General features: G+C 50.9%; 24 protein-coding genes. 13 read left to right on the forward strand and 11 right to left on the reverse strand.

Annotation, left to right across the window (positions count from 1 at the left end; translation table 11 throughout):
• Positions 1 to 14: 14 nt before the first annotated feature.
• Together PsAD46_RS07470 and PsAD46_RS07475 are read right to left on the reverse strand one after the other, a co-directional pair.
• On the reverse strand, positions 15 to 638 hold the full coding sequence (locus PsAD46_RS07470) for a hypothetical protein (RefSeq protein ID WP_063295431.1): 624 nt from the start codon (positions 636 to 638) through the stop codon (positions 15 to 17).
• 85 nt (positions 639 to 723) lie between these two features.
• Positions 724 to 1,908 (reverse strand): Na/Pi symporter, encoded by a 1,185-nt coding sequence (locus tag PsAD46_RS07475; RefSeq protein WP_193757737.1) that lies wholly within the window; start codon positions 1,906 to 1,908, stop codon positions 724 to 726.
• Between the two features lie 258 nt (positions 1,909 to 2,166).
• Here PsAD46_RS07475 and PsAD46_RS07480 point away from each other — a divergent pair, with 258 nt between their 5' ends.
• The 3 genes from PsAD46_RS07480 (at position 2,167) to PsAD46_RS07490 (ending at position 4,771) form a co-directional block, all read left to right on the forward strand.
• Positions 2,167 to 2,964: a transporter substrate-binding domain-containing protein gene (locus PsAD46_RS07480; protein WP_208981743.1), complete on the forward strand. Its 798-nt coding sequence runs from the start codon at positions 2,167 to 2,169 to the stop codon at positions 2,962 to 2,964.
• Between the two features lie 173 nt (positions 2,965 to 3,137).
• Positions 3,138 to 3,962: an amino acid ABC transporter permease gene (locus PsAD46_RS07485; RefSeq protein ID WP_063306523.1), complete on the forward strand. Its 825-nt coding sequence runs from the start codon at positions 3,138 to 3,140 to the stop codon at positions 3,960 to 3,962.
• A 110-nt stretch (positions 3,963 to 4,072) separates the two neighbouring features.
• A complete protein-coding gene (locus tag PsAD46_RS07490; RefSeq protein ID WP_063287127.1) occupies positions 4,073 to 4,771 on the forward strand; it encodes a type 1 glutamine amidotransferase in 699 nt (232 codons plus the stop codon).
• A gap of 103 nt (positions 4,772 to 4,874) precedes the next feature.
• On the opposite strand, the gene PsAD46_RS07495 is transcribed toward PsAD46_RS07490, so the two are convergent.
• Together PsAD46_RS07495 and PsAD46_RS07500 are read right to left on the reverse strand one after the other, a co-directional pair.
• On the reverse strand, positions 4,875 to 5,777 hold the full coding sequence (locus PsAD46_RS07495) for an MBL fold metallo-hydrolase (RefSeq protein WP_063293679.1): 903 nt from the start codon (positions 5,775 to 5,777) through the stop codon (positions 4,875 to 4,877).
• A gap of 15 nt (positions 5,778 to 5,792) precedes the next feature.
• The gene (locus tag PsAD46_RS07500) at positions 5,793 to 6,458 is read right to left on the reverse strand and encodes a hypothetical protein (RefSeq protein ID WP_063293680.1); all 666 of its coding nucleotides are present in this window, start codon (positions 6,456 to 6,458) and stop codon (positions 5,793 to 5,795) included.
• Positions 6,459 to 6,553: 95 nt separating this feature from the next.
• On the opposite strand from PsAD46_RS07500, the gene PsAD46_RS07505 reads away from it, so the two are divergent.
• On the forward strand, positions 6,554 to 7,459 hold the full coding sequence (locus PsAD46_RS07505) for a LysR family transcriptional regulator (RefSeq protein WP_063293681.1): 906 nt from the start codon (positions 6,554 to 6,556) through the stop codon (positions 7,457 to 7,459).
• Between the two features lie 14 nt (positions 7,460 to 7,473).
• On the opposite strand, the gene PsAD46_RS07510 is transcribed toward PsAD46_RS07505, so the two are convergent.
• Positions 7,474 to 8,367 (reverse strand): LysR family transcriptional regulator, encoded by an 894-nt coding sequence (locus tag PsAD46_RS07510; RefSeq protein ID WP_063306524.1) that lies wholly within the window; start codon positions 8,365 to 8,367, stop codon positions 7,474 to 7,476.
• A 101-nt stretch (positions 8,368 to 8,468) separates the two neighbouring features.
• On the opposite strand from PsAD46_RS07510, the gene PsAD46_RS07515 reads away from it, so the two are divergent.
• Positions 8,469 to 9,398: a tyrosine-protein phosphatase gene (locus tag PsAD46_RS07515; protein WP_208981722.1), complete on the forward strand. Its 930-nt coding sequence runs from the start codon at positions 8,469 to 8,471 to the stop codon at positions 9,396 to 9,398.
• Positions 9,399 to 9,671: 273 nt separating this feature from the next.
• Positions 9,672 to 11,180, forward strand: a complete 1,509-nt coding sequence (locus tag PsAD46_RS07520; protein ID WP_063306526.1) for a hypothetical protein — start codon at positions 9,672 to 9,674, stop codon at positions 11,178 to 11,180.
• A 164-nt stretch (positions 11,181 to 11,344) separates the two neighbouring features.
• On the opposite strand, the gene fbaA is transcribed toward PsAD46_RS07520, so the two are convergent.
• Both fbaA and PsAD46_RS07530 read right to left on the reverse strand, forming a co-directional pair.
• Positions 11,345 to 12,415, reverse strand: a complete 1,071-nt coding sequence (gene fbaA / locus PsAD46_RS07525) for a class II fructose-bisphosphate aldolase (RefSeq protein WP_063306527.1) — start codon at positions 12,413 to 12,415, stop codon at positions 11,345 to 11,347.
• A 279-nt stretch (positions 12,416 to 12,694) separates the two neighbouring features.
• Positions 12,695 to 13,510 carry a (Fe-S)-binding protein gene (locus PsAD46_RS07530; protein WP_063306528.1) on the reverse strand — a complete coding sequence of 272 codons (816 nt, stop codon included), beginning with the start codon at positions 13,508 to 13,510 and terminating at the stop codon, positions 12,695 to 12,697.
• Between the two features lie 223 nt (positions 13,511 to 13,733).
• Between PsAD46_RS07530 and nfsB the strand changes: the two genes are divergently transcribed.
• Complete coding sequence (nfsB, locus tag PsAD46_RS07535) at positions 13,734 to 14,390, forward strand: oxygen-insensitive NAD(P)H nitroreductase (RefSeq protein ID WP_063293838.1); 657 nt, start codon at positions 13,734 to 13,736, stop codon at positions 14,388 to 14,390.
• A gap of 184 nt (positions 14,391 to 14,574) precedes the next feature.
• Entirely contained in the window at positions 14,575 to 15,015 is a 441-nt protein-coding gene (locus PsAD46_RS07540) for a GNAT family N-acetyltransferase (protein WP_063306529.1), read from the forward strand.
• 77 nt (positions 15,016 to 15,092) lie between these two features.
• On the opposite strand, the gene PsAD46_RS07545 is transcribed toward PsAD46_RS07540, so the two are convergent.
• The gene (locus PsAD46_RS07545) at positions 15,093 to 15,491 is read right to left on the reverse strand and encodes a cytochrome c family protein (protein ID WP_057463750.1); all 399 of its coding nucleotides are present in this window, start codon (positions 15,489 to 15,491) and stop codon (positions 15,093 to 15,095) included.
• Between the two features lie 340 nt (positions 15,492 to 15,831).
• Here PsAD46_RS07545 and PsAD46_RS07550 point away from each other — a divergent pair, with 340 nt between their 5' ends.
• From PsAD46_RS07550 to glcF, 3 genes are read left to right on the forward strand one after another with little or no spacing between them, the layout of a single operon-like run.
• Positions 15,832 to 17,328, forward strand: coding sequence for an FAD-linked oxidase C-terminal domain-containing protein (locus PsAD46_RS07550; RefSeq protein WP_063306530.1), 1,497 nt, complete (start codon positions 15,832 to 15,834; stop codon positions 17,326 to 17,328).
• 35 nt (positions 17,329 to 17,363) lie between these two features.
• Positions 17,364 to 18,563, forward strand: a complete 1,200-nt coding sequence (gene glcE / locus PsAD46_RS07555; RefSeq protein WP_063306531.1) for a glycolate oxidase subunit GlcE — start codon at positions 17,364 to 17,366, stop codon at positions 18,561 to 18,563.
• 3 nt (positions 18,564 to 18,566) lie between these two features.
• Positions 18,567 to 19,877 carry a glycolate oxidase subunit GlcF gene (gene glcF, locus PsAD46_RS07560; protein ID WP_063306532.1) on the forward strand — a complete coding sequence of 437 codons (1,311 nt, stop codon included), beginning with the start codon at positions 18,567 to 18,569 and terminating at the stop codon, positions 19,875 to 19,877.
• 63 nt (positions 19,878 to 19,940) lie between these two features.
• On the opposite strand, the gene PsAD46_RS07565 is transcribed toward glcF, so the two are convergent.
• The 3 genes from PsAD46_RS07565 to PsAD46_RS07575 all read right to left on the reverse strand — a co-directional run bounded on the left by PsAD46_RS07565 (position 19,941) and on the right by PsAD46_RS07575 (position 22,492).
• A complete protein-coding gene (locus tag PsAD46_RS07565; protein ID WP_057463746.1) occupies positions 19,941 to 20,441 on the reverse strand; it encodes a PEGA domain-containing protein in 501 nt (166 codons plus the stop codon).
• Between the two features lie 362 nt (positions 20,442 to 20,803).
• Entirely contained in the window at positions 20,804 to 21,574 is a 771-nt protein-coding gene (locus tag PsAD46_RS07570; RefSeq protein WP_063306533.1) for a hypothetical protein, read from the reverse strand.
• Between the two features lie 207 nt (positions 21,575 to 21,781).
• Entirely contained in the window at positions 21,782 to 22,492 is a 711-nt protein-coding gene (locus tag PsAD46_RS07575) for a L,D-transpeptidase (protein ID WP_063306534.1), read from the reverse strand.
• Between the two features lie 448 nt (positions 22,493 to 22,940).
• On the opposite strand from PsAD46_RS07575, the gene PsAD46_RS07580 reads away from it, so the two are divergent.
• Both PsAD46_RS07580 and PsAD46_RS07585 read left to right on the forward strand, forming a co-directional pair.
• Entirely contained in the window at positions 22,941 to 23,690 is a 750-nt protein-coding gene (locus tag PsAD46_RS07580) for a protein phosphatase CheZ (RefSeq protein WP_063287144.1), read from the forward strand.
• Between the two features lie 155 nt (positions 23,691 to 23,845).
• On the forward strand, positions 23,846 to 24,502 hold the full coding sequence (locus tag PsAD46_RS07585; RefSeq protein WP_084404374.1) for a DNA-3-methyladenine glycosylase I: 657 nt from the start codon (positions 23,846 to 23,848) through the stop codon (positions 24,500 to 24,502).
• The last annotated feature ends 57 nt before the right edge of the window (positions 24,503 to 24,559 follow it).

Here is a 24,559-nt window from a genome sequence, read left to right on the forward strand (position 1 = left end):
TCTATAGGTCAGTATTAGAGATTAAAGATGCCCCATTTCGGGCTGTAGCCATCTCTCAGGATCGCAATGATCTGCGGCGGCGTAATAAGAGTAACGTCCTCAGGCAACTTTCGGTCAGCCGCCGTATATCCCTCAAAGCTCCAGCTCCACCATTTACGGTTCCTCAGAGCATAAAACCTGTCGCCACAATGAACCACAGTACCCTCTGGCCAGTCCTCGTGCGGATTGATCTGCGGAAGGGAAACAGGCGATTTCTTGTGCCCGCACCGTTGGGAATGCAAAACCAGATCCATTTCGTCAGAGCTTGGGGGCACCTCTAATCCTTCGCAGCATTTCCAATGCTCAGCAAAGCGACGTGCATCCTCCTTGCGGCAAAAGAAACAAGGCCGATGGCCTGCGGCTAGCGCAGTCACCTCGTCAAAGAAGAAGAGTTCCGTATAAAACTTGCCCCAGACATCGCGGTGCCAGTCTTTATAGGTCGTAGAGCAACACAGCCACCTGCGAGAGGCATGCGTTCGGCCAGTCAGCTTCTGCGTTTCTGGATCATGAATACGGCCACCACGATTGCCCATGAACATGCCACGGGCAGGGACAGCACACAGCTCACCATTGGGAGCAACACGGTTTTGCAAAGGCATAACAACAAGCTCATGTAAATAGAGAGCAGCTTTTGGCACACGAAAGAGCACAGCGCTGCAATAGGGAAAGATGACTGGAGCTAGGTTATCTGCTCAGTAGGAAGATGCCAAGAGCGGGGATCAAAAAGAAAATGCCGACCACATAGCTCGCGGCCACCACAAACCGACGTGCACCCAAGTCACCAACAAACTCAGCAAGGCGTACTGGCAGATAACGCGTGAATGGCAAACTGTAGATCAACACAACACCCAGTACGTTATAGACCAGATGAACAATCGCGATCTCAAACGCCAACTCACGCTGACCAGTCACAGCAAATGCAGCCAGAATTGCTGTTAAACAAGTGCCAATATTTGCGCCAAGTGTGAACGGATAAACCTGCTTTGTTGTCAGAACGCCAGAACCCGCCAGCGGAACAATAAGGCTGGTTGTTGCTGAAGAAGACTGCAGCAGCAAGGTCGCAATCAGTCCTGTAAAAATGCCGGAGGATGGAGCGACAGACGTCATCGTCTCAGCCAGACGACGTGCATGTCCGGCAAGCAACAGCTTGAGCAGCTGGCTCACAAACGTGATGCTGATAACAATCATCACAAAACCAATTGCCGCAATCACGAGGCCATTCCACGGTTGCGCCAGCCCATAGGCTAACTCACGGATTTCTCCAATGACGGGTTCAGTTAAGTAATTGACGAAGTTGAAGTTTGCGGTGATCAGATTGTCGGCAGGATCGAGCGCCGTAAAGAAATCACCAACAGCCATAGCGATCTTCTGCAAAAAGCCAAAGGCCAACTCCAGCGGTAGAAAGATCAGCAGGCAAATCAGGTTGAACGCATCGTGAACCGTTGCCGCACTAAAGGCGCGCCGGAAATCTGCACGGTCCCGCGCATAACCAAGGCTTACGAATGTGTTTGTGAGTGTCGTTCCAAAGTTGGCCCCAATCACAATAGGAATGGCAATGGAGATTGGCATTCCTGCCGCAACCAAGCCAACCACAATGGACGTGGTGACAGAAGAACTCTGCACTAAAGATGTGGTTAGAACGCCAACCAGCACGCCTGCAATTGGATTGGTAGCATAGGAAAAAATCTGCTCGGCTGTCTGATGACCAATAGCAACAAAGCCCGCTTCAATGAGGCCAACAGCACAAAGAAGAAAATAGATCAGGAATCCGACAGAGATCCAGTTGAGCAAACTTATGCCCAGTGGCATGTGGTGCTCATCCTCAAGATAGGGCTCGTCGTTGTTCAGGGGATCTTTTTGCACCGACATATCCGTCTATAAAAGTTCACCACGACATTTAGCCGTATCTTCTCACACCAGTAGCACAACCTAGGAAATCACCAAGGCTTTCGTTGACCGCCTCTGCATTTGCAGGGTAAATACTCAAGCTAACTACGGTATTTTACAGGTCAATCACCTGCATCCTATTGCTCACTGATCGGCTAACTGTCAACATCTGCCGGGTGTGATTCTGCCAGATTTTTCTACGTGGTGGCCAAATTTTCCTTGGAGGGGACATACCCGATGATGAAGAAATTTAAACTAGCATTAGCAACTCTTGCTCTTTCTGTCGGTTTCGGAGCAGCAGCTTCCGCAACGGATCTGCCAGATCTGAAGGGCCGCACCATTGTTGCAGTAACCGAAAATGCATACACACCTTTGAACTTTGCAGACCCCAAGACCGGTGAAGGCATCGGTTGGGAATATGACGCGTTCAATGAAATTGCGAAACGCCTCAACATGAAGGTCGACTGGCGCCTGGCCTCATGGGACAGCATGATTGAAGCTGTTCGTCAGGGCCAGTTTGATGTGGGCATGGATGGTATCACCATAAACGAAGAGCGTGAAAAGCAGATCGACTTCACCGATCCTTACATGACCTCCGAGATGTTCATGCTGGTGCGGGCGAATGAAGACCGCTTCGACAACTCAAAAGCTTTTGCTGACGATCCAGGCTTGTTGGTTGGCGCGCAGCCAGGCACCACAAACTTCTACACCGCTGTTTATGCTGTGTTGGATGGCGATGAAAACAACAAGCGCATCCAACTGTTCGAAACCTTTGGTGCTTCTGTTCAGGCATTGCGTGCTGATGATGTCGACATGGTGCTGATGGATGCAACTGCAGCAGCAGGCTACATGGGTGCATCACCAGACAGTTTTAAAGTGGTTGGTGGTCCAATCGGCTCTGAAGATTTCGGCTTCATTCTGACACCGGGTTCTGATCTGCGCGAGCCGATCAACGCAGCACTCAACTCCATGCGCGAAGACGGCACCATGGATGCCCTGAACCAAAAATGGTTCTTCGACTATAAGTCCAAGAACTAACAATAACCTGGTTGATTTTGGCGGGTACTTGCGACCCGCCATTTTGTGTCTGGGTATTGCAGAAGCGTCGAAACCGATTTTCACACGCAAATACACCCAGCAATCTGCTTCTGGTATGACTACGGATTTCCGCCTCTCTTCAGGAAATTCAAACGAGATTTAAAGGAAACGCGATGGGCATGCGTTCTGCCACAAGATCCCGGTTGAACAAGCTTCCATGGTGGTTGCTCGCATCATTTGTTCTCGCAGTTTTCTTTCTCTGGCTCATCGCCGCCAACGGTGATTATCGCCAGATCTTTGAGACCCTTCTCAGAGGTGTCGGCATCACGCTGTTTGTCACCTTTGTCTCGTTCATCATCGCCAGCATCGTAGGACTCGTCATCGCATTAGGGCGAGGGTCTAAACATCGCGCTATCCGTGAGTTGTGTTCGTTCTATACCGAGATTATGCGCGGCGTACCAATGCTGGTGCTGCTCTTCTACATTGCCTTTGTCGGTGCCCCACAAATGGTTGCAGCTTACAACTGGCTCATGGGGCCGCTGATTGAATGGGAGATCGTCGACAAGCTGCGGGTGCGCGACCTTTCCATGCTGTGGCGTGCGATCATTGCACTGTCCATCGGCTACTCTGCCTTCATTGCTGAGATTTTTCGCGCAGGTATTGAGAGCGTGGATGACGGCCAGTTGGAAGCAGGTCGGGCACTTGGCCTTTCCAGATGGCACACGTTCCGCTTCATCATCTGGCCGCAAGCACTCAAGAACATCCTGCCGCCACTTGGAAATGACTTCATCGCACTCATAAAGGAAAGTGCGCTGGTCTCCGTGCTTGGTGTGCAAGACATCACTCAGCTTGGCAAAATCTATTCTGCCTCCACATTTCAGTTCTTTGAAACTTACAATGTGGTTGCGTATCTCTACCTCATCATGACAGTCTCGCTGTCTCTGGTCGTTCGCGGTTTGGAACAACGCATGAAGCGAGCCTTTGAAAACGAAGCTTAGAGCCTGTCCCTAAAAAGCCCACAGAGGTTTTAGGTCGGGTTTCTACCAAACAATGATAAATGCAGCATGCCCAATAAAGAAGGCACAGCTGCTTATGACAGGAAGTTGGAATGACCGTTCTCGTTATTGAAAACTGCGAAAACGTAACGCTTGGCCTGCTGGGACAGGCACTGGATGAAGCGAAAATGCCGATCGATCTGCGTGTCATGGCAGAAAGTGATCCTCTGCCATCAGACATCTCCAAGTTCAGCGGGCTGGTTGTTCTGGGCGGTTTGCAACATGCCAGAGCAGATGAGGAGTTCCCATTCCTGAAAGGCGTTTGCGACACGATCCTTGCATTTCACGAAGCTGATAAGCCGGTGATGGGCATCTGCCTCGGAAGTCAGTTGATCGCACGCACATTCGGCGGCGAGAATATTTTGGGCAATCCGGTGGAAGCTGGCTGGCTACCACTGCAAGTCTCAGAGCAAGGCAAACAAGATCCGGTCATCTCCGCCTTCGAGGAAGACGACCACATCTTCATTCTGCACACGGATACTTATACTCTGCCAAAAGACGCCGTACATCTGGCATCCAGCGAGATGACACCCAACCAGGCCTTCAAAATGGGCCGCGCTACATACGCCATCCAGTTCCATTTTGAGTGTTCTGTCGATCAGGTGAACCATTGGAACGGCTGCTTCCATGGCCCAATCAATGAACTGGTGCCGCACTGGAACGAAATTCTGGAAGAGCAAGGACCAAAATTCGGCCCAAGAGCCGACGCGTTGGGACTGGAAATCTCCCGCCGCTGGATTGCTCTGCTGTAAGAAAGGCGAGTAGCAAGAAATGTGCTTATGCCTCAGTAAGCTCAATTAGAAAACAATGACAGGAAAGCCCCCGCAGAAAACTGCGAGGGTTTGAAGCCTTCGATTATTCAGCAGGCCATTTCATCTCGCCCATCACCACCTTGGCTCCAAGAGCAAGGTCACTGGTTCTGCGTTCTTCCAGTGCTGGAAACTCTGTCTTCATGAGCGTCACCAGTTCATCAGAGTTTTTTGCAAGAGCGGCATTTTTCTCAACCGCAGCCACATAGGCCTTGGTAAAGGCGATAGAACCCACCGTCTGGCTGTTGGTGTTACCAAGAAAATGCCCAGGGATCACACGTTTCGGGTTCAGAACAAGAAGATCATCAAGACTCTTCTGCCAATCCTTACGCTTCTCTGAAGTCGGATTATCAGCCTGCCATATATGAGAGTTGTCATAGACCAGCACACCGCCAACCACAGTACGCTCTGAAGGAACCCAAAGACTGGTGTGGGACGGGTCGTGTCCATCAAGACCAACAATCTCAACTGGAGTTCCATCCACCTCAAAGCTGTTGCCATCAATGACCTCAGGAACGATCAACTCCTGTGGTGCATCATCTTTCAGGATCGGTCCCCAATAAGCAAACTTGCCCTCAATGGTGGCTTTGATCTTCTCTACCGTCGGCTGCGTGGCAACGATCTTCGCATCAGGAAAGGCCGCATGAAGCGCATCCAGACCGAAATAGTAATCAGGATCACCATGACTGATGTAAATTGATGTCAGCGTCTTGCCACTTTCCTTAATGATTGAAATTAAGTTCCGGGCATCGCGGCGCTGAAACTGCGCATCCACCAAAACAGCTTCCTTTGGGCCTTCAATCAACACTGAGGTAACTGGGAACAAACCCTCATCACCCGGATTGTAGACCTCAAAGGTGAGGGCAGCAGTATCCTGAGCATAGGTTGCAACAGGCGTAAGAGTAGCGGTTGCTGCAAGGCTTGCAGCAAGAGCAAAAGGTTTAATCATTTGTTTTCCTTGGGGTTAAAGAGCAGGAAAGCCCTGCTGAATGCTGTGGGAGAAGTTGTTCAAAGCTTCTGTTAGTTGCCCGTAAGAGCCGTAAAGCAGATCAGAGGGCAGCAGCACGCGCTCACCGAACATGTCTGCAACAAGTGTTGGCACACCACGTGCACCCATCTGGTTTAAAACCACCTGTCCATAAGCAACGCGCTGTGAAGTCTCCGCCTCAACAGACGTCATATGGTCTTGAAGCAGAGTGGCAGCATCTACAAAACCTGCACCGGAAAGCAGATCCAGCAGGATGGAAAGGTCGGTGATGTCTTTGCCTTCCACATACCGGGCATCTTGGATGAGCTTCAGCGCCTCTGGCCCTCTCGCTGGTTCCACGATTGAGCATGCTGTCATGGCAAGTGTCGCAAATGTTGAGTCTAGCGTTTGTCTCTCACCATTTAGAATCTGGCTTTGATAGGCCCGGCTAAATGTCTGCCCTGTCAGCCTCGCAATCTTCTGGTCACTGGCCCACGCATAAGATGCAAAAGAATGGTCCAGAGGGCGAGCTCCAGCACCGCTAAACAAGCCTGCTGGTAACATCTCAACCTCGTAGTCCTTCGCCAAGTCCGCCAGTCTGGGAGTTGTGCCGTAACACCACCCACATAGCGGATCGTAGATGTAGAGGAATGAGTGCGTCATAAGTTTCTCCTTGTTGCAGGGGAACCTAGGACAACTTGACTATCTGTAAAATATAGATAATTTCGACATACTGTCTGCAAAATAAAGACAATTATATGAGCCTCTACAATCTCAATCGCCTCCGCCATTTTGTTGAAGTCGTCGAAAGTGGTTCCTTCACCGCAGCAGCGAAAAAGCTCGGCCTGGGAAAAGCCATCGTCAGTCACCAAGTCGCAAAACTGGAAGAAGAGCTCGGCGCAGCCCTACTGGTGCGTACAACACGCTCTCTTCAAGTGACAGAAGCAGGGCAGCGGTTTTATGAAAACGCCGCAGAAATTCTCGATCAGGCAGAACGAGCGGTGCAGGGACTCCAGCATGAACAAGAGGTTCCCAGCGGTTTGCTCACAGTGACAGCACCAGAAGATTATGGCCAGTGCGTCGTCGCCAAAGCGCTCATGCGATTGAGGGTAAAATATCCAAAAATCAGGGTCAATGCGGTCTTCACGGATGAAAAGTTGGACCAGCTTAAAGAGAAAATAGATGTCTCCATCCGCGTTGGTTGGTTGGAAGACAGCTCTGCTATCGCAAGGAAAATAGGCAGTTTCCAGCAGTTTACTGTGGCCTCACCGCAATATGTTGAAGCGATGGGACCGGTCTCAACACCAACCGATCTGCAAGATAAAGACTGGATCTACCACTGCAAGCTGCCTGCGGGAATATCGTGGCAATCAGCTGAAGGGGAGGAGGTGCAATTTGTACTCCAAAATCCGCCGATCACAGTCTGGAACACACTGACTTCGCATGCATGCGCCCTCAGTCACGGCGGTCTGTGTCTCCTCCCGTCCTTTCAGGTCCGCGAAGATCTGGCATCAGGTCGCTTACAACGGGTTTTGCCAGACTGGCACCATAAGGAAGGCGGAATTTACGCGCTCTTCCCAAACAGCCGCTTTCGTCCAGCTAAGACCAGGGTGTTTGTAGAAGAGCTGATAAAGACGCACAAAGAGGCTCGCGATGTATTTTGAGAAGGTCGCTGACGCTATACCCAAGTCTTCTGGTGCAGCTGGCACATCCGGTTGATCAACCATTTACAGGCAGGGGCTTGCGCCTGCTGTTTGCCCCAGACAAGAGAGACCTTGTTGAGAATAGCATTCTGCTGAAAATCATAGGAAAGCTCTTTCAGCGCACCAGCCTTCACCTCATCATCCACCATCTGCGCAGGCAACTCCGCCCAGCCCACACCGCCATGCACCATGGTGTGTGCCACGCGCGGATTATCTGTAATCAGCAGATGCGGCCCTTTCTGACGTGAAAACTCAGGTGAGTTTCGGTCAGTCTCTGTCCCAGAAATAATCTGTCTGTATCCGCGCAAGTCCACCAACCGGACTTCCTTCAGTTCGGCGAGAGAATGGTCCTTGTGACAAACCGCAATCCGGCGCTCAAATCCAAGCCCACGGAAGTGGTAGCCTTCCTTGTAGGGGTGCCGCTCGATAATAATCCCCAGTTGAGCGCTCTCTTCCGTCAGCCTGGAAAATACATCACCAAAAGAGGTGGTTTGGACATGCAGCTCTACCTTCGGAAACTGCTTGTCGAAATCATGGAAAACCTGATTAATCTCAGAAACATAGGTCCCATACTCAAACACCACTTTGAGGCTGCCTTCAGCCCCTTCACAAAGGGCACCAGCCTTCACAAGCAAGTCCTGCCTGCTCTGCAAAATGGATCTTGCATAATCCAGTAAGGAAACACCCGAGACAGTCAGCTCTGCACGGTAACTGCTGCGATCAAAAAGATCGGAGCCAAGATCAATCTCCAGATTGGAAATCGCAGCACTTACAGCGGATTGAGCCTTACCCAACCGTCGTGCAGCAGCAGAAAAAGACCCTAACTCTGCGGCAGTCACAAACGCTTCCAACTGGTCAACACTGGGCATCCAACCTCAACACGATCTGAAATTCTGATGGAGTTCAACTTTACTGCATAGGTCAAACTGATCTTTATGTCACCCAAATTTGCAAACTGAGAGGAATGACCATGCGAAAAATAATCGGGCTGGCAACCGCAACAATGATTGGCTCACTCATGACGTCAGGGCTCGCCATGGCAGACACAATGCCGTGCGAAACCAAACTGCCAATTGACATCCCCTCCAATTGCGATGCCATCAAGGTTATTAAACCAATCGAAAAACTGGAGAACTTTCGCCCACTAACCACGCCGAAAAATGGCCCGGCTTTAAAGCCGCAAACAGTCTTCCGCTCTGACCAACTGGACAACCTGACAAAAGCTGATCAGGAAAAACTCAGTGCATTGGGCATTGAGACCATTGTGGATTTGCGTGCTCCGGATGAGTTGGAAAAACACCCCAACAAACATATTTCGACAGTAGACTTCAACATCAATCTGCCAATTGGCTCAGACCCGGCAGACGTAAAAAAAATCATGCCTTTAGATGTAGCCTCGCAAATTGGCCCTTTATGGTTCAGCGGTAAGTTTGATGAGATTGACCAACTGCTGAAAGACCATAATGTAGACCTCTACAACACCCGGATTGATCGCTATAAGGACTTCGCCCGTAAGTTTACACCGCAGATCTCCCGCTTCATGCATGTGTTGTTGGAAGAACAGAACTACCCATTGGTGTTCCACTGCGCAGGCGGCAAGGACCGCACCGGTTATGTGGCAGCTGTACTGATGTTGTCTCTGGGCTTTTCTGAGGAAGACGTCATGCGCGACTACCTCACCACCAATCTCTACACTTATGATGAACTGAGCAAGTTAGTCGCAGACGGCCCGCATTCTCTCCGTCCGGCTTTCGGTGCACATAAAGAGCAGATCACGGCTGCGCTGCAAGCGGTGAAAGAAGACTACGGCAGCTTTGACACCTACCGCCGTGAAGCATTGGGCATTTCTGACGAAGAGCTAGCCCACATCAAAAAGAACCTGCTGGCAGACCCAACCTAAGGCCTCCCAGCACCCCTCGTGCTGCCTTCCCCCAACGTTGGCGGCACGAGGTTTCTCTTAAACGAAAGAGAAGCACTCTACGCACCTCCTCGTTGATGATTGTGTGCTCGCAAGTCTGTACCGATTGTCTCCAATTTGAAAGTAAATCAGGACATTCAGGAAAGTTTTCATTTGAGGGAGCGTAGTAGTCTGGCGGCCCGTTAGGAATACAGGCGTTTACTTCCAGAAAAAATGCGGTTGGAAGGGATGCGCAAATGTTGTCGGAGTTGATCTATGTCCCCGCAAACGTTGAACAAACAAGAGCACAAATGGGCCAGTGACATGGCGCGCCATCTTAACCTGAACTTTGTGGAAGAGGTGAATGCTCCTATTGATCCAGGGGAAGAGCTTGCTGCCTTGGAAAAAACAGCAGAATACTTGTTTGCAAATACGGATCTCGTAAAGCACCAAAGCGCAGTCTTCTCACCATTCAAAAAGGCAGGTCAATCCGCTCGCTCAGGTATTGCAAGTGCGAAGAAGGATTTTAAAGGCCGCAAAACTCAAAACGCACAGGCACGGATCACAAAGGTTAAAGAGAACATCGCCTCTATGGAGCAACTCATTACAGTTGCCAAATCTAACCAGATAGGTTTAGAGGCGCAGCTACCTTGGGTGAAAGAAGACCTCGCGCAACTGGCACTCGAGTTACCTATTGTTGACAGCCTTGCCATTGCTAAGAAAATCCCGAGCAAAAAGCACAAGAAATTCCTCAGTCTTGATCAGGAAGCCAACGGCCTGATTAGTGAAGCAGAGACGCTTTGCGCAAACTTTCAGGTGGATGCTGCGAACAAGATCCTGAAGAAACTCAATAAGACGCTTCAGAACTATCAGAAGGAAGTCGATTGGCTGCATGCTCTGCCCGAAGTTTCTGGCGTCGGAGCTAGCGAAAACCCACATGTTTCCAAACTCGACAAACTTGCTGCTGCACTTATGCGAAAAAAGACTCAGGAGCATAAAGTCGAGCTGGTCAAAGCTGAGCCGGATGAGAAGACGAAGGCTTTTCTTAAGACTTGGAACAGAGAGAACTTCTCTGATCCTTCCGAAAGGCTCGATCTCCAAAAAAGAGGCGGCTGCAAAGCACCCTTCAAGTTCATCGTTCGAACAGGTTCAATGGATGATTTTATCAATCAAAAGGGTTGTTTCTCTGCTCAGGGAGCTGAGTATCTGGAGAACAAGGATGCCATTTGTACGTCTGTCGTGACAGACGAAAAATGCTTTGTTTACGGCGCCTTCGGCGTCATCTTGGATGTCCCGCCACAAAACGTTCTGGTCTCTAGTCCTGATGATCTTATGAGTGAACTCAACATTGGGCGCAAAGATAAAAAGGACAGAATGGTCAACGTCACACAAGAGCAAAATGAAAAGCTTCTTGATGTGCCAGACCACGTTCGCAACGGTTACTTGAAGAATGAGCTGGACAGATACCAGTACGACAAACGTCAGCAGAACGTTGATGACTTGATGGACAACACCTACTATGCGCATAACGAAGTGATTGTTTCATCCAAGGACGGCATTCAGCCTAAACAAGGCGTAGACGCAACTGAGCCTGTCAAGATCAATGGTATTTTCCTCATAGACGCTGAACCTTCACCCGACACCATTGCGTTTCAGGAATTTGAAGGCAAGAAGGCCCTGACCAAGGAAGAAAAATACCAGATCTTCATGGAACACGCCGAAAAAGTAGCCAAAAATCTCGGCGTACCGATCCTGTTTTTAGATGGTGAGAGCACGATGGCTTAATCATCTTAGAACAGGTTAACTACTAGATGTTGGCTCTGCCAGCACCCATAGTGCGGTGTAACCTTCCACGAAACGTAATGTACTGCGTCCCAGCATAAGTGGACAAACATAAAAAGCCCGACGCGTCTGCACCGGGCTCTTCAATCTTATAAAATCTAGTCAGCTTACTGGCAGAGGCTCTTGCCAACGCAGTTCAGGTCTTCGCAAGCTTCTTTCAGGCGTTCAACAATGCCCAGCTCACCTTCACGCAGCCATTTGCGTGGGTCGTAAGCCTTCTTCGTTGGGGCACCAGTTTCCGGGTCGATCTGGTATTTGAAAGCACTTGCGTTTGCTTCCACGTACGCACCAACCTTTTCAGAGAAGGCGAACTGTGTATCGGTGTCGATGTTCATCTTGAACACGCCGTAGTTCAGGCTCTCTGTGATCTTGGATTTCTCAGAACCGGACCCACCGTGGAACACAAGCGCCAGCGGGTTTGTACCAAGGCTGTGAGTTTCGCTGACCAGTTTCTGGCTTTCACGTAGAATCTCAGGGCGCAGCTTCACGTTGCCCGGCTTGTAAACGCCGTGCACGTTACCGAAGGATGCCGCAACGGAGAAGTGGCCAAGTGGGTTCAGACGGTCATAAGCCTGCAGAACGTCTTCAGGCTGGGTGTAAAGCTTTGGATTGTCAGCTCCGATGTCATCATCAGAACCGATGCCGTCTTCTTCACCACCAGTCACGCCCAGCTCAATCTCAAGGCTCATTTCCAGCGGAGCCATCATCTTCAGCAGGCGTTCGCTTTCAGACAGGTTAAACTCGATGTCTTCTGCAGAAAGATCCAGCATGTGAGAGGAGAACAGTGGCTTGCCGTTTGCCTTGTAGAATGCTTCACCGTGTTTGATGAGCTCTTCCAGCCAAGGGATCAGGCTCTTGTCTGCGTGGTCGGTGTGCAACACAACGCCAACACCGTAATGCTCTGCCAGAAGGTGCACGTGCTGAGCTGCAGCAACTGCCCCAAGCACTTTTGCCTGGAAGCTGTCCTTGATGCCTTTACCGGCATAGAACTGCGCACCACCGTTGGAGAGCTGAACGATAATATCTGTATTGTTTGCAGCTGCTGCTTCAAGAACTGCGTTGATGGAGTCCGTTCCAACAACGTTGACCGCAGGCAAGGCGAACTTACCTTCGCGGCATGCTTCAATCAGGGTTTTATAGTCTTCACCAAAGATGACGCCCGGCTTGAGCTTTCCCATTTTTATAGGCTCCTGTGTAACAGCAGATAGGGGAGACAAAGTGCCTCACACTGTGAACTGGCAACAAAGCCGGACCATGGCCTTGGCCAGTTGCCGCGCACACTACTCAGCAATACGCAGAACTACAACATTTGTAAGGGCATTCTGAGGAATTTAATGGATTTAAGAGGCAAATCACTGGCCTTAAGCAGTATTTCCCGTCATGCAGAATTTGTGTTTTTCACAAGCAGCACCGGGAACCACAATCCCTGCGCAAGGTTCGGTGACGACCTAGGGGAATCAGAGGATGGACTGACCTGCCATCACACGGGCACTCAAGCCAATCGGCATGGATTGAGTATCACCTGCCAGAACCTCTAAAGCAGGTCTGAGCTCAATGGCAGACCCATAGCGGCGCAGATGGGTAGAAAGCTCCATCAGGAGCGCCAGATCTGTTGAGACAAGCGTACCAGCCCCACAGGAGCGCACCGCATGCAGCAAACCGCTCAAATCGCCGGGACCCAGTTCAGGGGAGATCGTTCCCTCTGGAGCGCATTTGACCTGAGAAGCACAGATCTGCGGCAGGTCAACAACGCCCACTTGCTCCATCTGACCCAGCAGAATGCGGGAAGCGACCTGACTGCCAAATAGATTTGGCGCGTCTGACACATCCAGAAACGCGACCTTACCTGCAAAGCCTTGCAAGCTCTGCCCAAACTCCGGCGCAGCCAGCAACAGATCAGAAACTTCAAAACACTTACGCGTAAACTTGGCGGTGATCTTCGTGAGTTCTTCAGACTGCTCGGAAAGCAGCGGCGCGTAGGCCCGTTCAAACACCTTGGCACAAAAAGGAGAAAGCACAGCCACATAGTCATAATGACCAAACTGAGAAATCACCTCCTTCGCCATATCTCGCGCATCCTCCAGCTCATTGGAACGAAGCGACACAAGCCCGCAACAACTTTGTATGCTGGGTGCTTCAACCTCATAACCAGCTCTTTCCAGCAGATGAACTGCAGCTTTTATGAGGGAAGGACGAAAGAGATTGGTAGTGCAGGAAACAAACAAACCGACCCGGGCATCCTTTTTGTATTTGGGGCGTCTTGGTCGGGCCATAAAAAGAGAAGTCCTGCAGTTTCTGAGCAATGCATAAATGAAATCGCTACAACCTGCCTGCCACAATTCGAAGGGGACTTCAATGCTTTATCAGGCGTCGGGTACGGAGCTTGTAGTATACATTTTGTGCCTATGTGCATTTTCTGTGCGTACTTGCTAAGAAAAAACTAATGGTTATCTTCCGGTCAGAACATCACTTAAAATAAGAAACTGGAACATGAGCATGAACCTGAAAGACGTCGCGCTGAGCCGCTATTCCACCAAGGAATTTGATCCATCAAAGCAGATTTCCGCAGAGCAGTTTGACCACATTAAATCCCTGCTTCGCTTCAGCCCATCAAGTGTGAACTCACAACCTTGGCACTTTATCATTGCAGACACCCCAGAAGGACGTGAGCGCGTTTCAAAGGGCACACAAGGCATGTTCTCCTTCAACAACGGCAAGGTGCTCAACTCCTCCCACGTCGTCGTCTTTTGCGTAAGAACGGACATCTCTGATGAGTATCTGGACCGTCTGTTGGAAGCAGAAGAACAAGATAAACGCTTCGCTGACCCAGCTGTAAAAGAGACAGTCAAAGCAGGCCGTGCCACCTTTGTGGGTATTCATCGCGACCAGCTCAAAGACGCTGACCATTGGATGGAAAAACAGGTTTACCTCAACATGGGAACCATCCTCTTGGGTGCAGGCGCGCTGGGCATTGATGCTGTGCCGATTGAGGGCGTAGACGTTGACGCGCTTAACGAAGAGTTTGGCCTTCAGGAAAAAGGCTACCGCGCAGTTGCTCTGATTGCCCTCGGCCACCGTCACGAAAGCGACTTCAACGCCGCCCTCCCAAAATCCCGCCTCCCGGAAGGCGAAATCTTCACAGAACTGGCTTAATCAGTTCTACAGCTGACGCAAAAGGGGGTGCTCCGCGCATCCCTTTTTACATGAAATGACCGAGTTTTATTCTGCATTTTGACTGTACTAAACTACAATCAAAAGCAGGTGCACAAAGTTACCTCAATTGCCTGCCATCAAAATACGAGGGAATCAAAAAACACATATACTTAGAAAGAGTTGAATGATGATCAGACCGTATCGGGACGCGGACCTTCCAGCTGTGCTAGACATTTACGCGAAGTCCAAACTTGATGAGTTCGCCTATGAAGATAAGCAGTTTGAATTACTCCCGCTTGATCAGGACCGCAAGCGGTATACGAGTCTAATCACGTCGCAAATCTCAGTTTATGAAGAAGAGAAAATGCTGGCCTATGCAGCTCAGGATGGAGCTGATCTCAGGTCATTGTTCGTCCACCCGCAAGGCAGAGGCAAGGGCATCGGTAGAACGCTCATGCAACACATGCTGGCGAGGGCTGAGGGGGAGGCAACTCTCTATGTCGCTAAATCCAACCTGCCGGCCAAGCGGCTCTATGAGCAATTTGGTTTTGTCATTACCAGCGAGTTCATGACCGATTATAACGGCATTCCGATCCTTGCAAACAAGATGGTGCGCAAGGCTTAAGCCACTCACCAACATAGCAGCAATAAAAAAGGGCCGCAGAACTGCGACCCCCGATCTTTAGAATCTCTGGAATCCAATTATTTCTTGGAGCCGTCTTTATTGAACTGAGCGAGGTACGCAATAACGTCCTGACGCTGAGTTTCTTTCTTAAGACCAGCGAAAGCCATCTTACCTTTCGGGATAACTTTCTTCGGTTTTGTAAGGTATGCGTCCAGGGTAGCTGCGTCCCAAGCTTTACCTTCTTCTTTACCTGCCAGAAGAGGCTTGGAATACTTGTAGCCTTCGACTTCACCCCAACCAGCATCGATGATGCCGTTGAGTTTAGGTCCTACCTTGTTCTTGGCTTTTTCACCAACAGCATGACAAGCCTTACATTTTTTGAAAACTTTTGCGCCCTTAGCAACATCGCCTTCAGCGAATGCCGCACCGGAACTCAACAGCAATGCAAGCGCTGCAACGACGCCAAACTGCTTCATATTTTATCCTTCCCACTATATCCTAAGAGATAACCGCGAATAGAGAACAACATAGTCTAACTCATGGGGTAGTTCCCACAGATTCGACGTTACCTTCGTATATATTGTTACGGCATATTGTCGCGGACGGAATTGATCATAAGCATAAACGACTGAAAATAACTTGCTTTGAGTCAAACTCACCAAAATCTGAAGCCGTTGTTTTGTGGGCGACAATAGACTTAATGCGGCTTTTATCTTTGCAAAAATTATGAGAGTCTCATCTATTGTATTCAGTAAGTACGGTTGGGTTGGTGGCTTGGAAATATAGTTTCAAACCACAACTCAGGAGGGAGGCCTGATGGCAGCGATCGCAATGCCAAAACCGTCACAGGAAACACTAAAAAAGCGCTCCAAAATCGTCGCTGATTTGAAAAAAATCGTGCGTGGAGAAGGTGTTATCTGCGATGAGATCGAGATGCGTCCCTATGAGACGGATGCCTTGACGGCATACCGCCAGCTGCCGCTTGTTGTGGTCTTACCTGAGACCGTGGATCAGGTCTCGCAAGTGCTCAAGTACTGCTATGACAATAATGTAAAAGTAGTGCCTCGTGGTGCCGGAACTTCCCTGTCAGGTGGTGCATTGCCGTTGGAAGACGGCGTTTTGCTGTCCATGATGAAATTTAATCGGATTTTGGAAATAGATCTGGAAAACCGGGCAGTTGTGACCCAGCCGGGTGTAACCAACCTGGGGATTACGACGGCTGTACAGCAGGATGGCTTCTATTATGCTCCTGATCCGTCCTCCCAAATCGCCTGTTCCATTGGCGGTAATATCGCTGAAAACTCCGGCGGCGTGCACTCCCTCAAATACGGTTTGACCACCAACAACCTGTTGGGACTGGAAATTGTCCTTATCACCGGAGAGGTGATCCGCCTCGGCGGCAAACATCTGGATTCTGAGGCCTACGACTTGATGGCCCTGCTCACAGGCTCCGAAGGATTGCTCGCAGTTGTCACTGAAGTCACTGTCCGCGTTCTACAAAAACCGGAAACAGCCCGTGCAGCACTCATCGGCTTCCCAACCTCAGAGGAAGCTGGCAAGTGCGTTGCTGAAATCATCGGAGTAGGTATCATCCCCGGTGGCATGGAGCTCATGGACAAGCTCGCAATTGATGCTGCCGAGGACTTCGTACATGCCGGATATCCGTTGGATGTTGACGCCCTCATGATCGTGGAACTGGACGGCCCTGAAGCTGAAGTCGATGATTTGCTCAAGCGCGTCAGTGCAATCGCAGAAAAGAACGGCTCATCTTACCTGCGCGTCTCTCAGTCAGAAGACGAGTGCAACACATTCTGGGCAGGGCGCAAGGCAGCCTTCCCGGCAGTGGGCCGTATTTCGCCGGATTATTTGTGCATGGACGGCACCATTCCACGCGCAGCTCTGCCACAAGTCCTGCAGGAAATGCAGGAGCTGAGCGAAAAACATGGGTTACGCGTCGCTAACGTGTTCCATGCAGGCGATGGAAACTTGCATCCACTCATCCTTTATGACGCCAACAAGCCGGGCGAACTGGCCGCAGCAGAAGCCTTTGGCGCAGACATCCTGCGCCTTTGCGTAAAAGTAGGCGGCGTCCTCACAGGGGAACATGGTGTCGGCATTGAGAAACGCGATCTCATGCCGGAAATGTACTCTGAGGATGACCTGAAACAGCAGCAACGCGTGAAGTGTGCGTTTGATGAAAAGCAGCTTCTCAATCCGGGCAAGATGTTCCCGGTCCTGCACCGTTGTGCAGAGCTTGGCTTCATGCACGTTCATCAGGGCCAACTGCCATTCCCGGATATTCCACGCTTCTAGAGCGTGATCCTAAGACAAGAGAACAGGACGAAACCATGGGAGAGGGTTTCCACCCAACAACAGCTGATGAGCTGGAGGCGGTCGTCAAATGGGCCGCCGCCGAGCGAACTCCGCTGGAAGTAATCGGCAGCGGCTCCAAGCGCAACTGGGGCAGGGCGGTGCAGTCCGCGCATACTTTGCGCGTTGACGGCATCACCGGCGTGATCGACTACGAACCGGCAGAACTTGTGCTCACCGTGAAGGCAGGCACGCCACTGACGGACGTTCAGACCCTCTTGAAGGAGCACAATCAGGAACTCCCCTTTGAACCAGCAGACCTAAGTGCAGTTCTGGGTGGCCCAAATCAGGCAGGCACCATTGGCGGTGTTCTGGCAACAAACCTGTCTGGCCCGCGCCGTCTCAAAGCGGGTGCAGCACGCGATCATGTACTTGGTCTGGAAGCTGTTTCTGGCCGTGGCGAGATCTTCAAGGCAGGCGGACGCGTGGTGAAAAACGTGACGGGTTATGATCTTTCCCGGGGCTTCTGCTCCTCATGGGGTACTCTTGCTGTTGCCACAAGTTTCTCCATCAAAGTTCTCCCTCGAGCAGCCAAAGAATGCACCTTCGTATTGCTGGGCCTGACCCCGCAAGAAGCATCCAGTGCCATGTCAGAAGCGATGGGGTCTTCCGCAGAGGTTTCCTCTGCAGCTCATCTGCCCAAAAGCTTCTGCCCGCTCTCACAAGAACACTCCATCACTTTGCTCAGATTGGAAGGCATTCCCGTTTCCATCGACTATCGCTTGAACAAACTGCGCAGCATCCTGAAGCGCTTTCCATCGCAAGAGCTCATCGAAGGTCAGGCCTCCCGCAAAACATGGGGTGATCTGCGTGACCTCATTCCGTTCGCCGGAAGTGACAAGCCGCTCTGGAAGCTCTCAGTAAGCCCGACTGCTGGTCAACAGATGATTGCTGAGCTGGAAAAGCGCTTTGCAATCCGCTGGATGATGGACTGGGCAGGTGGTCTGGTCTGGGTGGAGATGCAAGGCGAAGAGCCTCACGATGTTCCGCTCCGCCGTCTGATTGCTGAAAACGGTGGCGGTCACGCTACGCTCCTGCGCGCAAGTGCTGAGCTGCGCATGAGTGTGGATGTGTTCCAGCCCTTGCCGGAGACATTGATGGGGCTTTCTAAGCGCTTGAAAGCTCAGTTCGATCCGCACAACATCCTCAACCCGGGCCGAATGTACGCGGGGATCTAGGTCATGCAAACCAACTTCACACCAGAGCAACTCAAAGACAGCGCCACAGCAGTTTCCGAACAGATCCTGCGCAAATGCGTGCACTGCGGATTTTGTACCGCAACGTGCCCAACCTTCGTGCTGCTGGGAGATGAGCTGGACAGTCCACGTGGCCGCATCTACCTCATCAAAGAGATGCTGGAAAACGACCGCCCTGCAGATGCCAAAACCGTCAAGCATATCGACCGCTGCCTGTCCTGTTTGTCTTGCATGACCACATGCCCTTCGGGTGTGAACTACATGCATCTTGTAGATCACGCTCGCATCCATATCGAACGCACTTACAAACGTCCGTTACAAGACCGGATGCTCAGAGCAGTGCTACAGGCCATTCTGCCCAAACCGGGCCGTTTCCGTCTTGCAATCGCAGCCGCCTTCTATGGTCGCCCACTTGCTGGGCTCATGAAGAAATGCGGTGGTACGCTTGCAAAGCTGGGTACCCTGCTGGCGCTGGCTCCGACCAAATCAGCAATGCCCTCGCAGTTCGCAGGACAGGAAACCGTTGCCCCGAAAGTGCAGAAGAAGGGCCGCGTCGCCATCTTGAAAGGTTGCGCGCAAAGCGTCCTTGCCCCGTCCATCAATGATGCAGCGACCCGCTTACTTACCCGCATCGGCTATGAAGTGGTCTTCCCGAAAGGCGAGGGCTGTTGTGGTGCGCTCGTTCATCATATGGGCAAAGAAGAAGCCTCTAACGAACAGGCCAAAGCCAACATTGATGCATGGGTGAGAGAGATGGATGGTGAGGGGCTCGATGCCGTCATCATCACCGCGTCAGGCTGCGGGACCACCATCAAAGATTATGGCTTCATGCTGCGCGATGACCCGCAATATGCGGCGAAAGCTCAACAAATCTCGCAGATGTCCAAGGATATTGTTGAGTTTCTGATTGAGCAGGATTTGGGCGAAGCACAGCTGCACGAAGAGCTGACCATCGCCTACCACTCTGCCTGCTCCATGCAGCATGGCCAGAAGATCACTTGGCAACCGAAGAAGCTGCTGCAAAATGCTGGCTTTACAGTCAAAGAACCTCTGGAAGGGCACCTCTGCTGTGGCTCGGCTGGTACCTACAACATCATGCAACCCAAAATTGCCACTGCTCTGCGAGACCGCAAAGTAAGCAATCTGGAAGCTACCAAGCCAGACCTCGTCGCCACCGGCAACATCGGCTGCATCACCCAAATCTCCAGCGGCACCCAAATCCCGGTCATCCATAGCATCGAGCTTCTGGATTGGGCTTATGGTGGCCCAAAGCCGATGATGCTGGATAAGGTGTAAGTATGCTGATCTAAGCTGCTTTACACAAATCCCTCTCAAATAAGATTGAGAGGGATTTGGAAGTTATACGCCGCCTCCACGACGCATAACATTCTCCTGATGAGCTTTCTCATCATCAGCATATTGCTTCCGAATATGTGAGAGATCGCCGACAGGTGTATTAGGGTTTGCTGGGTTTGTTGGCTTAAGCTCAACGAGAACTGGGTTCGGCTTGTGATTGAGCATCGCACCGGTATACGCGTCCACACCTACGCCAATCACACCTCCGATCAGGGCATTGCCTGCCATAGCAGCTGCACCGCTTCCTGCAACTTCAGTGGTGACATGTACTTTCTGCGTTTTATAACCTTCTTTGGAAACGGTGACGTTGAACTTTTCTTTGCGTGAAACCTTGAGTGTACAAGGCGAGGAACTGCAGGTCATCCCTATGTCCGTCGAGATCTGTGCATCCTCTGGAGAGGTATAGATTTTGACTTTTTCACTCATACCGCGTGTGACACTGGCGCACCCTGAAAGGACAAAACCTGCTGAAATAAATGACGCAAACAAAAATGTAGTCTTCATCTCAAAATTCCCGCCTTAGAAAACTGAACCGATACCCTCGGCATCGTGGGGGACATGCAACGGTGAAAAATTTGATTCCCAATGCATTTATGAGTTTGATTTTGTGCCTTTCGCAGCTTCAGGCAATTCCTGAAAATGAATATGTTAAACTGATGGTTTTAGGGGTAAAAATCTATTGAGTTCAAACCCACCCTCAATCTCGTGGATTAATTGCAGAACGGCTCAAACACTGACAGTCTAAAACCTGAAAGCTGCGCGAGCTTAATTGAGATCGACATCCAAAATGCCGGCGTACTGCAGTTCATCCAAACGCAGACTAGATATTTGGGGTGAGGAGTGAGCTACATGAAGCCTTCTGCCATTTACTCAGCGAGAACATGCCCATCGGAGTGAATTTTGCAGCTGACTTTCCCGCCAAGTTCACCTTCTATATGTCGTAACTCCGCTGCAATTTCTGGTGGGATCTGATCTTCGTCAATCGTTGGAGGCGGAACAGCGACGACTTGGGTATGCCAATCTCCGGCAAACACCAAGCCAGTCTCATGCGCAAGCAGCAACAAGCTCAACATACTGGCGAAACAGCCAAGCAGGATGGCTGCAAGCGTATACCGGTTGAGTGATGGTCCTTGGTCTTTCAGGCAATCCTCCAGAACACCGCGGATCTGGGTGATGTCTTCAGAGTTCAAAGGCTCATCCAACAGCTCAATGGGTGAGCGTTCCTCGCTCGTGTGTTGTGAGGGAGAGGCGTTGCTCTCTTCATCAGCCCCGTCAACAACGGGTCGTAGACACTCAAATACAGGTACATAACCCATGTCTGGCAACCGGATCTGCATGTGATGCACATCAGGGTGTGCGTCGTTGTAACCCCGCAGAAGAGACCGCAAGCGCGAGATGTTGACCCGCACAATTGGGTTTTCACGCGGATTAAACCCTTCAGGTAAATTGAAGACCCTCTGTCCAATAACTTGCTCTTTGAGGTCTTCTTCCTGTTTGGAGAGTTTACGCTCGACGAGAAACGTCAGGAGGGCAGTTAGTTTCGGGCTTCGCCTGAAGTTGGGGCTGGACAAAATACTGGAAAGAGTTGCAACCACTTCGTCCTTGCTGATGACTAGTCCATTCTTCTTGGCACACATACGCCGCACTCCCAAAACACACAGATGTGGCTTGGGGGAAAAGTCCCTCAATCAGATGGTCAGCAACGGCACATTCACATAATAAGCCTGTTTAAAGACAGACCTTTATTTTTTGATGCTTTGCCGTTGTCTGGGGTACGGCAAGCAACTTGAAGTTGTTGCCTTATCATAGGTTCCTGTACCCAAGATTGCAACAAACGTGCATGCCTAGCGCACATAGACCTTTGCGCCAACCGGAACCATATTATACAGCTCCGCCACATCTTCGTTTCTCATACGAATGCAACCGGAAGAAACTGCTTGGCCAATCGTCCATGGTTCATTCGACCCATGAATACGGTAAAGCGTTGAACCCAGATAAAGTGCACGCGCGCCCAATGGGTTACGCGGTCCGCCCGGCATGTAACGAGGGAGGCTTGGTTGCCGTTTCAGCATCTCAGCAGGTGGCCTCCAGTCTGGCCACTCGCGCTTACGGGTGACTTTGTGAACGCCAGCCCATTCAAAACCTGGACGGCCAACGCCCACGCCATAACGGCGGGCCTTGCCATTGCTTTGCACCAGGTAAAGATATCGTGATGTCGTATCGATCACGACAGATCCGGGTGAATACGAGGTGTTGTAGCTCACTGTCGTCGGCAAGAACTGTTTGGGAATACGGCGATCGTACCGCTTTGATGTCGTACGCGACCGTCTTGCTTGTTTTGCAGATCCACGAAGGTTCTGGACAGCCTTGGCTTGGGATCGCGGAATTTGCACAACCCACGGATTTGCAAGATCAGGGCTAAGGACAAGTGGAGGTGCAGAGGCGCGCGGCTTGTACTCTGCTTGCGCAGCAGTACCAAACGCACAAACTAAGCTACCTACGCCGAACAAAGTAACAAACCAGTTTGCTTTGCTTTTTGCCGTTGCTCCAAACATTCCACACTCCTCTGGACCTTGCCAATGACCCGATGTCCTCGGGAAAACTAGGAGTTGCAGTTCTAATAATCGTTAAAATTATCAATGTAATTAATGCTAGTTCAAACTAAGGTTAACCAATTGTTACTGGGTTATGCGGCCAATCGTCGAATTTATCCTTAAAAATCAATGCTGATAAATCTAAGGTAATAATTAACACTCTAAGAAGTATGTGAGTAGTGACCGGCGTGCAGGAGTGCGAATCGTGCCCATCTTACTTATGGGTGCATGGACGCGTCTTGTGACCGGGATTGCTATTTAAAACCTGTAATTGAGAGCCTGTCTTCGTAAGCCTGTGCCAGTTTGCGAAGAAAGGGCGGAAAACAAAAGAGGGCGCATCGCCGGACAGGAGTAGCGACGGTGTGGTCCTCATTAGGAAGCGTATTGGCTTCATGAGTTCGGGGTTGGGATGTCAGTTGTAAGAAAAACCTTTCGTGCAGAGGCTCAGTTCGGAGTGCGTAGCAAACGCACCGAAGTAAGCACTCCGATTCAGGACAATGGTGAAGAGTTGCGTCACCAGCAGATCATGGAAGAAATTGCCAGCTTGAAAGAGTTGGTGGGATCTCCGGCAACTGACCCACAAGAACTGTCCCGACGCGTCGCAGAAGAACTGCGTGAGGAAATCGGCGAGGCCGCAAAGCTCAAGGGTGAGCTGGATGCGATTTATCAGGCAATCGCTGAAACCAAGAATGAAATTGCTGCTCTTCACAACAAGGCCAGCGTCGACAATGACGAGCGTGGCCGCGTGACATTGGAGCTGGGTGCGATTGTATCCGGCACCGAAGGGGCGACAGAGCAAATCCTGACCGCAGCTGAGGTCATCGACCAGAGCGCAGCAACGGTCATGCCAATGGTCCCGAGTGAGCATGAAGGCCTTGTCACTGACATTCATGAGCAGGTTGTGTCGATCTTTGAAGCCTGTAACTTCCAGGATCTGACTGGCCAGCGCATCAGCAAGGTGGTGAACACCTTGTCATTCGTCGAAGAGCGCATCATCCGTATGATTGAGATATGGGGCGGTATTGAAAGCTTCAAGGAGATCAGTGATCGTATTGCCTCTGATAAAGAGGGCGATGATTCCGCACTGCTTCATGGTCCGGCTTTGGATGTGGAAGCTGGTACCGTGACACAGGATGACATTGACGCTTTGTTCGATTGATCTGTCTGAAAAGTGAATTGCAGATGGCTTGCTATTTTGGCAAGCCAATGCTTTATAAGAGAACATAACATAAACATTTTGAGCGGGTTAGTGAGGGTGACTGATGGTCGCCCAACAAGAGCCTGCAAAGACGATTGACCAAGAAGGGCAAGGCAATGGACCAGAACTCAACACCGATTGCTGAAGGACTGATCCGCGGAGAAGATGGCAAAGACCGCTGCTGGTGGCATGGGGGAGATCCATTCTATCAGGCCTATCATGACAATGAGTGGGGGCATCCGGTCACCAACGACATCCGTCTCTTTGAAAAGATCTGCCTAGAAGGTTTCCAGTCCGGTCTGTCCTGGATTACTATCCTGCGCAAACGCGAGAATTTCCGCGCTGGCTTTGCAGGTTTTGACTTTGAGAAGGTCGCAAAGTTCACACAAAATGACATCGAGCGCCTTGTTCAGGATGCCGGCATCATCCGCCACCGCGGCAAGATCAATTCCACCATCAACAACGCCAATCGTGCACTGGAAATGCGTGAAGAGTTCGGTTCACTCGCAGCTTACTTCTGGAAGTGGGAACCAACCCCGGATCAACGCCCTGAGACCTGTGATTACGCCAACCTCAAGACGCTCGGCAAAACCGAAATCTCCACGGCCATCTCCAAAGATCTCAAAAAACGCGGATGGTCCTTCGTCGGCCCAACCACCGTCTACGCCTTCATGCAAGCTATGGGCATGGTCAATGACCACCTCGAAGGCTGCTGTTGCCGGGACATCGTTGAGGCCAAGCGCGAGGCTTTGGTGCGCCCTGTGAAGAGCTAGCAGAAGTTCTGCCCAAATGGATGATGAGGTGAGGGGGCTTAATGCACCAATCACCTC

The sequence above is a fragment of the Pseudovibrio sp. Ad46 genome, from assembly GCF_001623065.1.
Classification (GTDB): domain Bacteria; phylum Pseudomonadota; class Alphaproteobacteria; order Rhizobiales; family Stappiaceae; genus Pseudovibrio.

Coding starts and splice junctions, on each gene's coding strand:
- fbaA (WP_063306527.1), bottom strand. CDS start 12,415: ATGGGAAAGCTCAAGCCGGGCGTCATCTTTGGTGAAGACTATAAAACC.
- glcE (WP_063306531.1), top strand. CDS start 17,364: ATGGGAGAGGGTTTCCACCCAACAACAGCTGATGAGCTGGAGGCGGTC.
- PsAD46_RS07530 (WP_063306528.1), bottom strand. CDS start 13,510: ATGGCCCGACCAAGACGCCCCAAATACAAAAAGGATGCCCGGGTCGGT.
- PsAD46_RS07580 (WP_063287144.1), top strand. CDS start 22,941: ATGTCAGTTGTAAGAAAAACCTTTCGTGCAGAGGCTCAGTTCGGAGTG.
- PsAD46_RS07565 (WP_057463746.1), bottom strand. CDS start 20,441: ATGAAGACTACATTTTTGTTTGCGTCATTTATTTCAGCAGGTTTTGTC.
- PsAD46_RS07505 (WP_063293681.1), top strand. CDS start 6,554: ATGAGCCTCTACAATCTCAATCGCCTCCGCCATTTTGTTGAAGTCGTC.
- nfsB (WP_063293838.1), top strand. CDS start 13,734: ATGAACCTGAAAGACGTCGCGCTGAGCCGCTATTCCACCAAGGAATTT.
- PsAD46_RS07585 (WP_084404374.1), top strand. CDS start 23,846: ATGGACCAGAACTCAACACCGATTGCTGAAGGACTGATCCGCGGAGAA.
- PsAD46_RS07500 (WP_063293680.1), bottom strand. CDS start 6,458: ATGACGCACTCATTCCTCTACATCTACGATCCGCTATGTGGGTGGTGT.
- PsAD46_RS07475 (WP_193757737.1), bottom strand. CDS start 1,908: ATGTCGGTGCAAAAAGATCCCCTGAACAACGACGAGCCCTATCTTGAG.
- PsAD46_RS07550 (WP_063306530.1), top strand. CDS start 15,832: ATGGCAGCGATCGCAATGCCAAAACCGTCACAGGAAACACTAAAAAAG.
- PsAD46_RS07495 (WP_063293679.1), bottom strand. CDS start 5,777: ATGATTAAACCTTTTGCTCTTGCTGCAAGCCTTGCAGCAACCGCTACT.
- PsAD46_RS07480 (WP_208981743.1), top strand. CDS start 2,167: ATGAAGAAATTTAAACTAGCATTAGCAACTCTTGCTCTTTCTGTCGGT.
- PsAD46_RS07510 (WP_063306524.1), bottom strand. CDS start 8,367: ATGCCCAGTGTTGACCAGTTGGAAGCGTTTGTGACTGCCGCAGAGTTA.
- PsAD46_RS07520 (WP_063306526.1), top strand. CDS start 9,672: ATGTCCCCGCAAACGTTGAACAAACAAGAGCACAAATGGGCCAGTGAC.
- PsAD46_RS07540 (WP_063306529.1), top strand. CDS start 14,575: ATGATGATCAGACCGTATCGGGACGCGGACCTTCCAGCTGTGCTAGAC.
- glcF (WP_063306532.1), top strand. CDS start 18,567: ATGCAAACCAACTTCACACCAGAGCAACTCAAAGACAGCGCCACAGCA.
- PsAD46_RS07485 (WP_063306523.1), top strand. CDS start 3,138: ATGGGCATGCGTTCTGCCACAAGATCCCGGTTGAACAAGCTTCCATGG.
- PsAD46_RS07515 (WP_208981722.1), top strand. CDS start 8,469: ATGCGAAAAATAATCGGGCTGGCAACCGCAACAATGATTGGCTCACTC.
- PsAD46_RS07490 (WP_063287127.1), top strand. CDS start 4,073: ATGACCGTTCTCGTTATTGAAAACTGCGAAAACGTAACGCTTGGCCTG.
- PsAD46_RS07570 (WP_063306533.1), bottom strand. CDS start 21,574: ATGTGTGCCAAGAAGAATGGACTAGTCATCAGCAAGGACGAAGTGGTT.
- PsAD46_RS07470 (WP_063295431.1), bottom strand. CDS start 638: ATGCCTTTGCAAAACCGTGTTGCTCCCAATGGTGAGCTGTGTGCTGTC.
- PsAD46_RS07575 (WP_063306534.1), bottom strand. CDS start 22,492: ATGTTTGGAGCAACGGCAAAAAGCAAAGCAAACTGGTTTGTTACTTTG.
- PsAD46_RS07545 (WP_057463750.1), bottom strand. CDS start 15,491: ATGAAGCAGTTTGGCGTCGTTGCAGCGCTTGCATTGCTGTTGAGTTCC.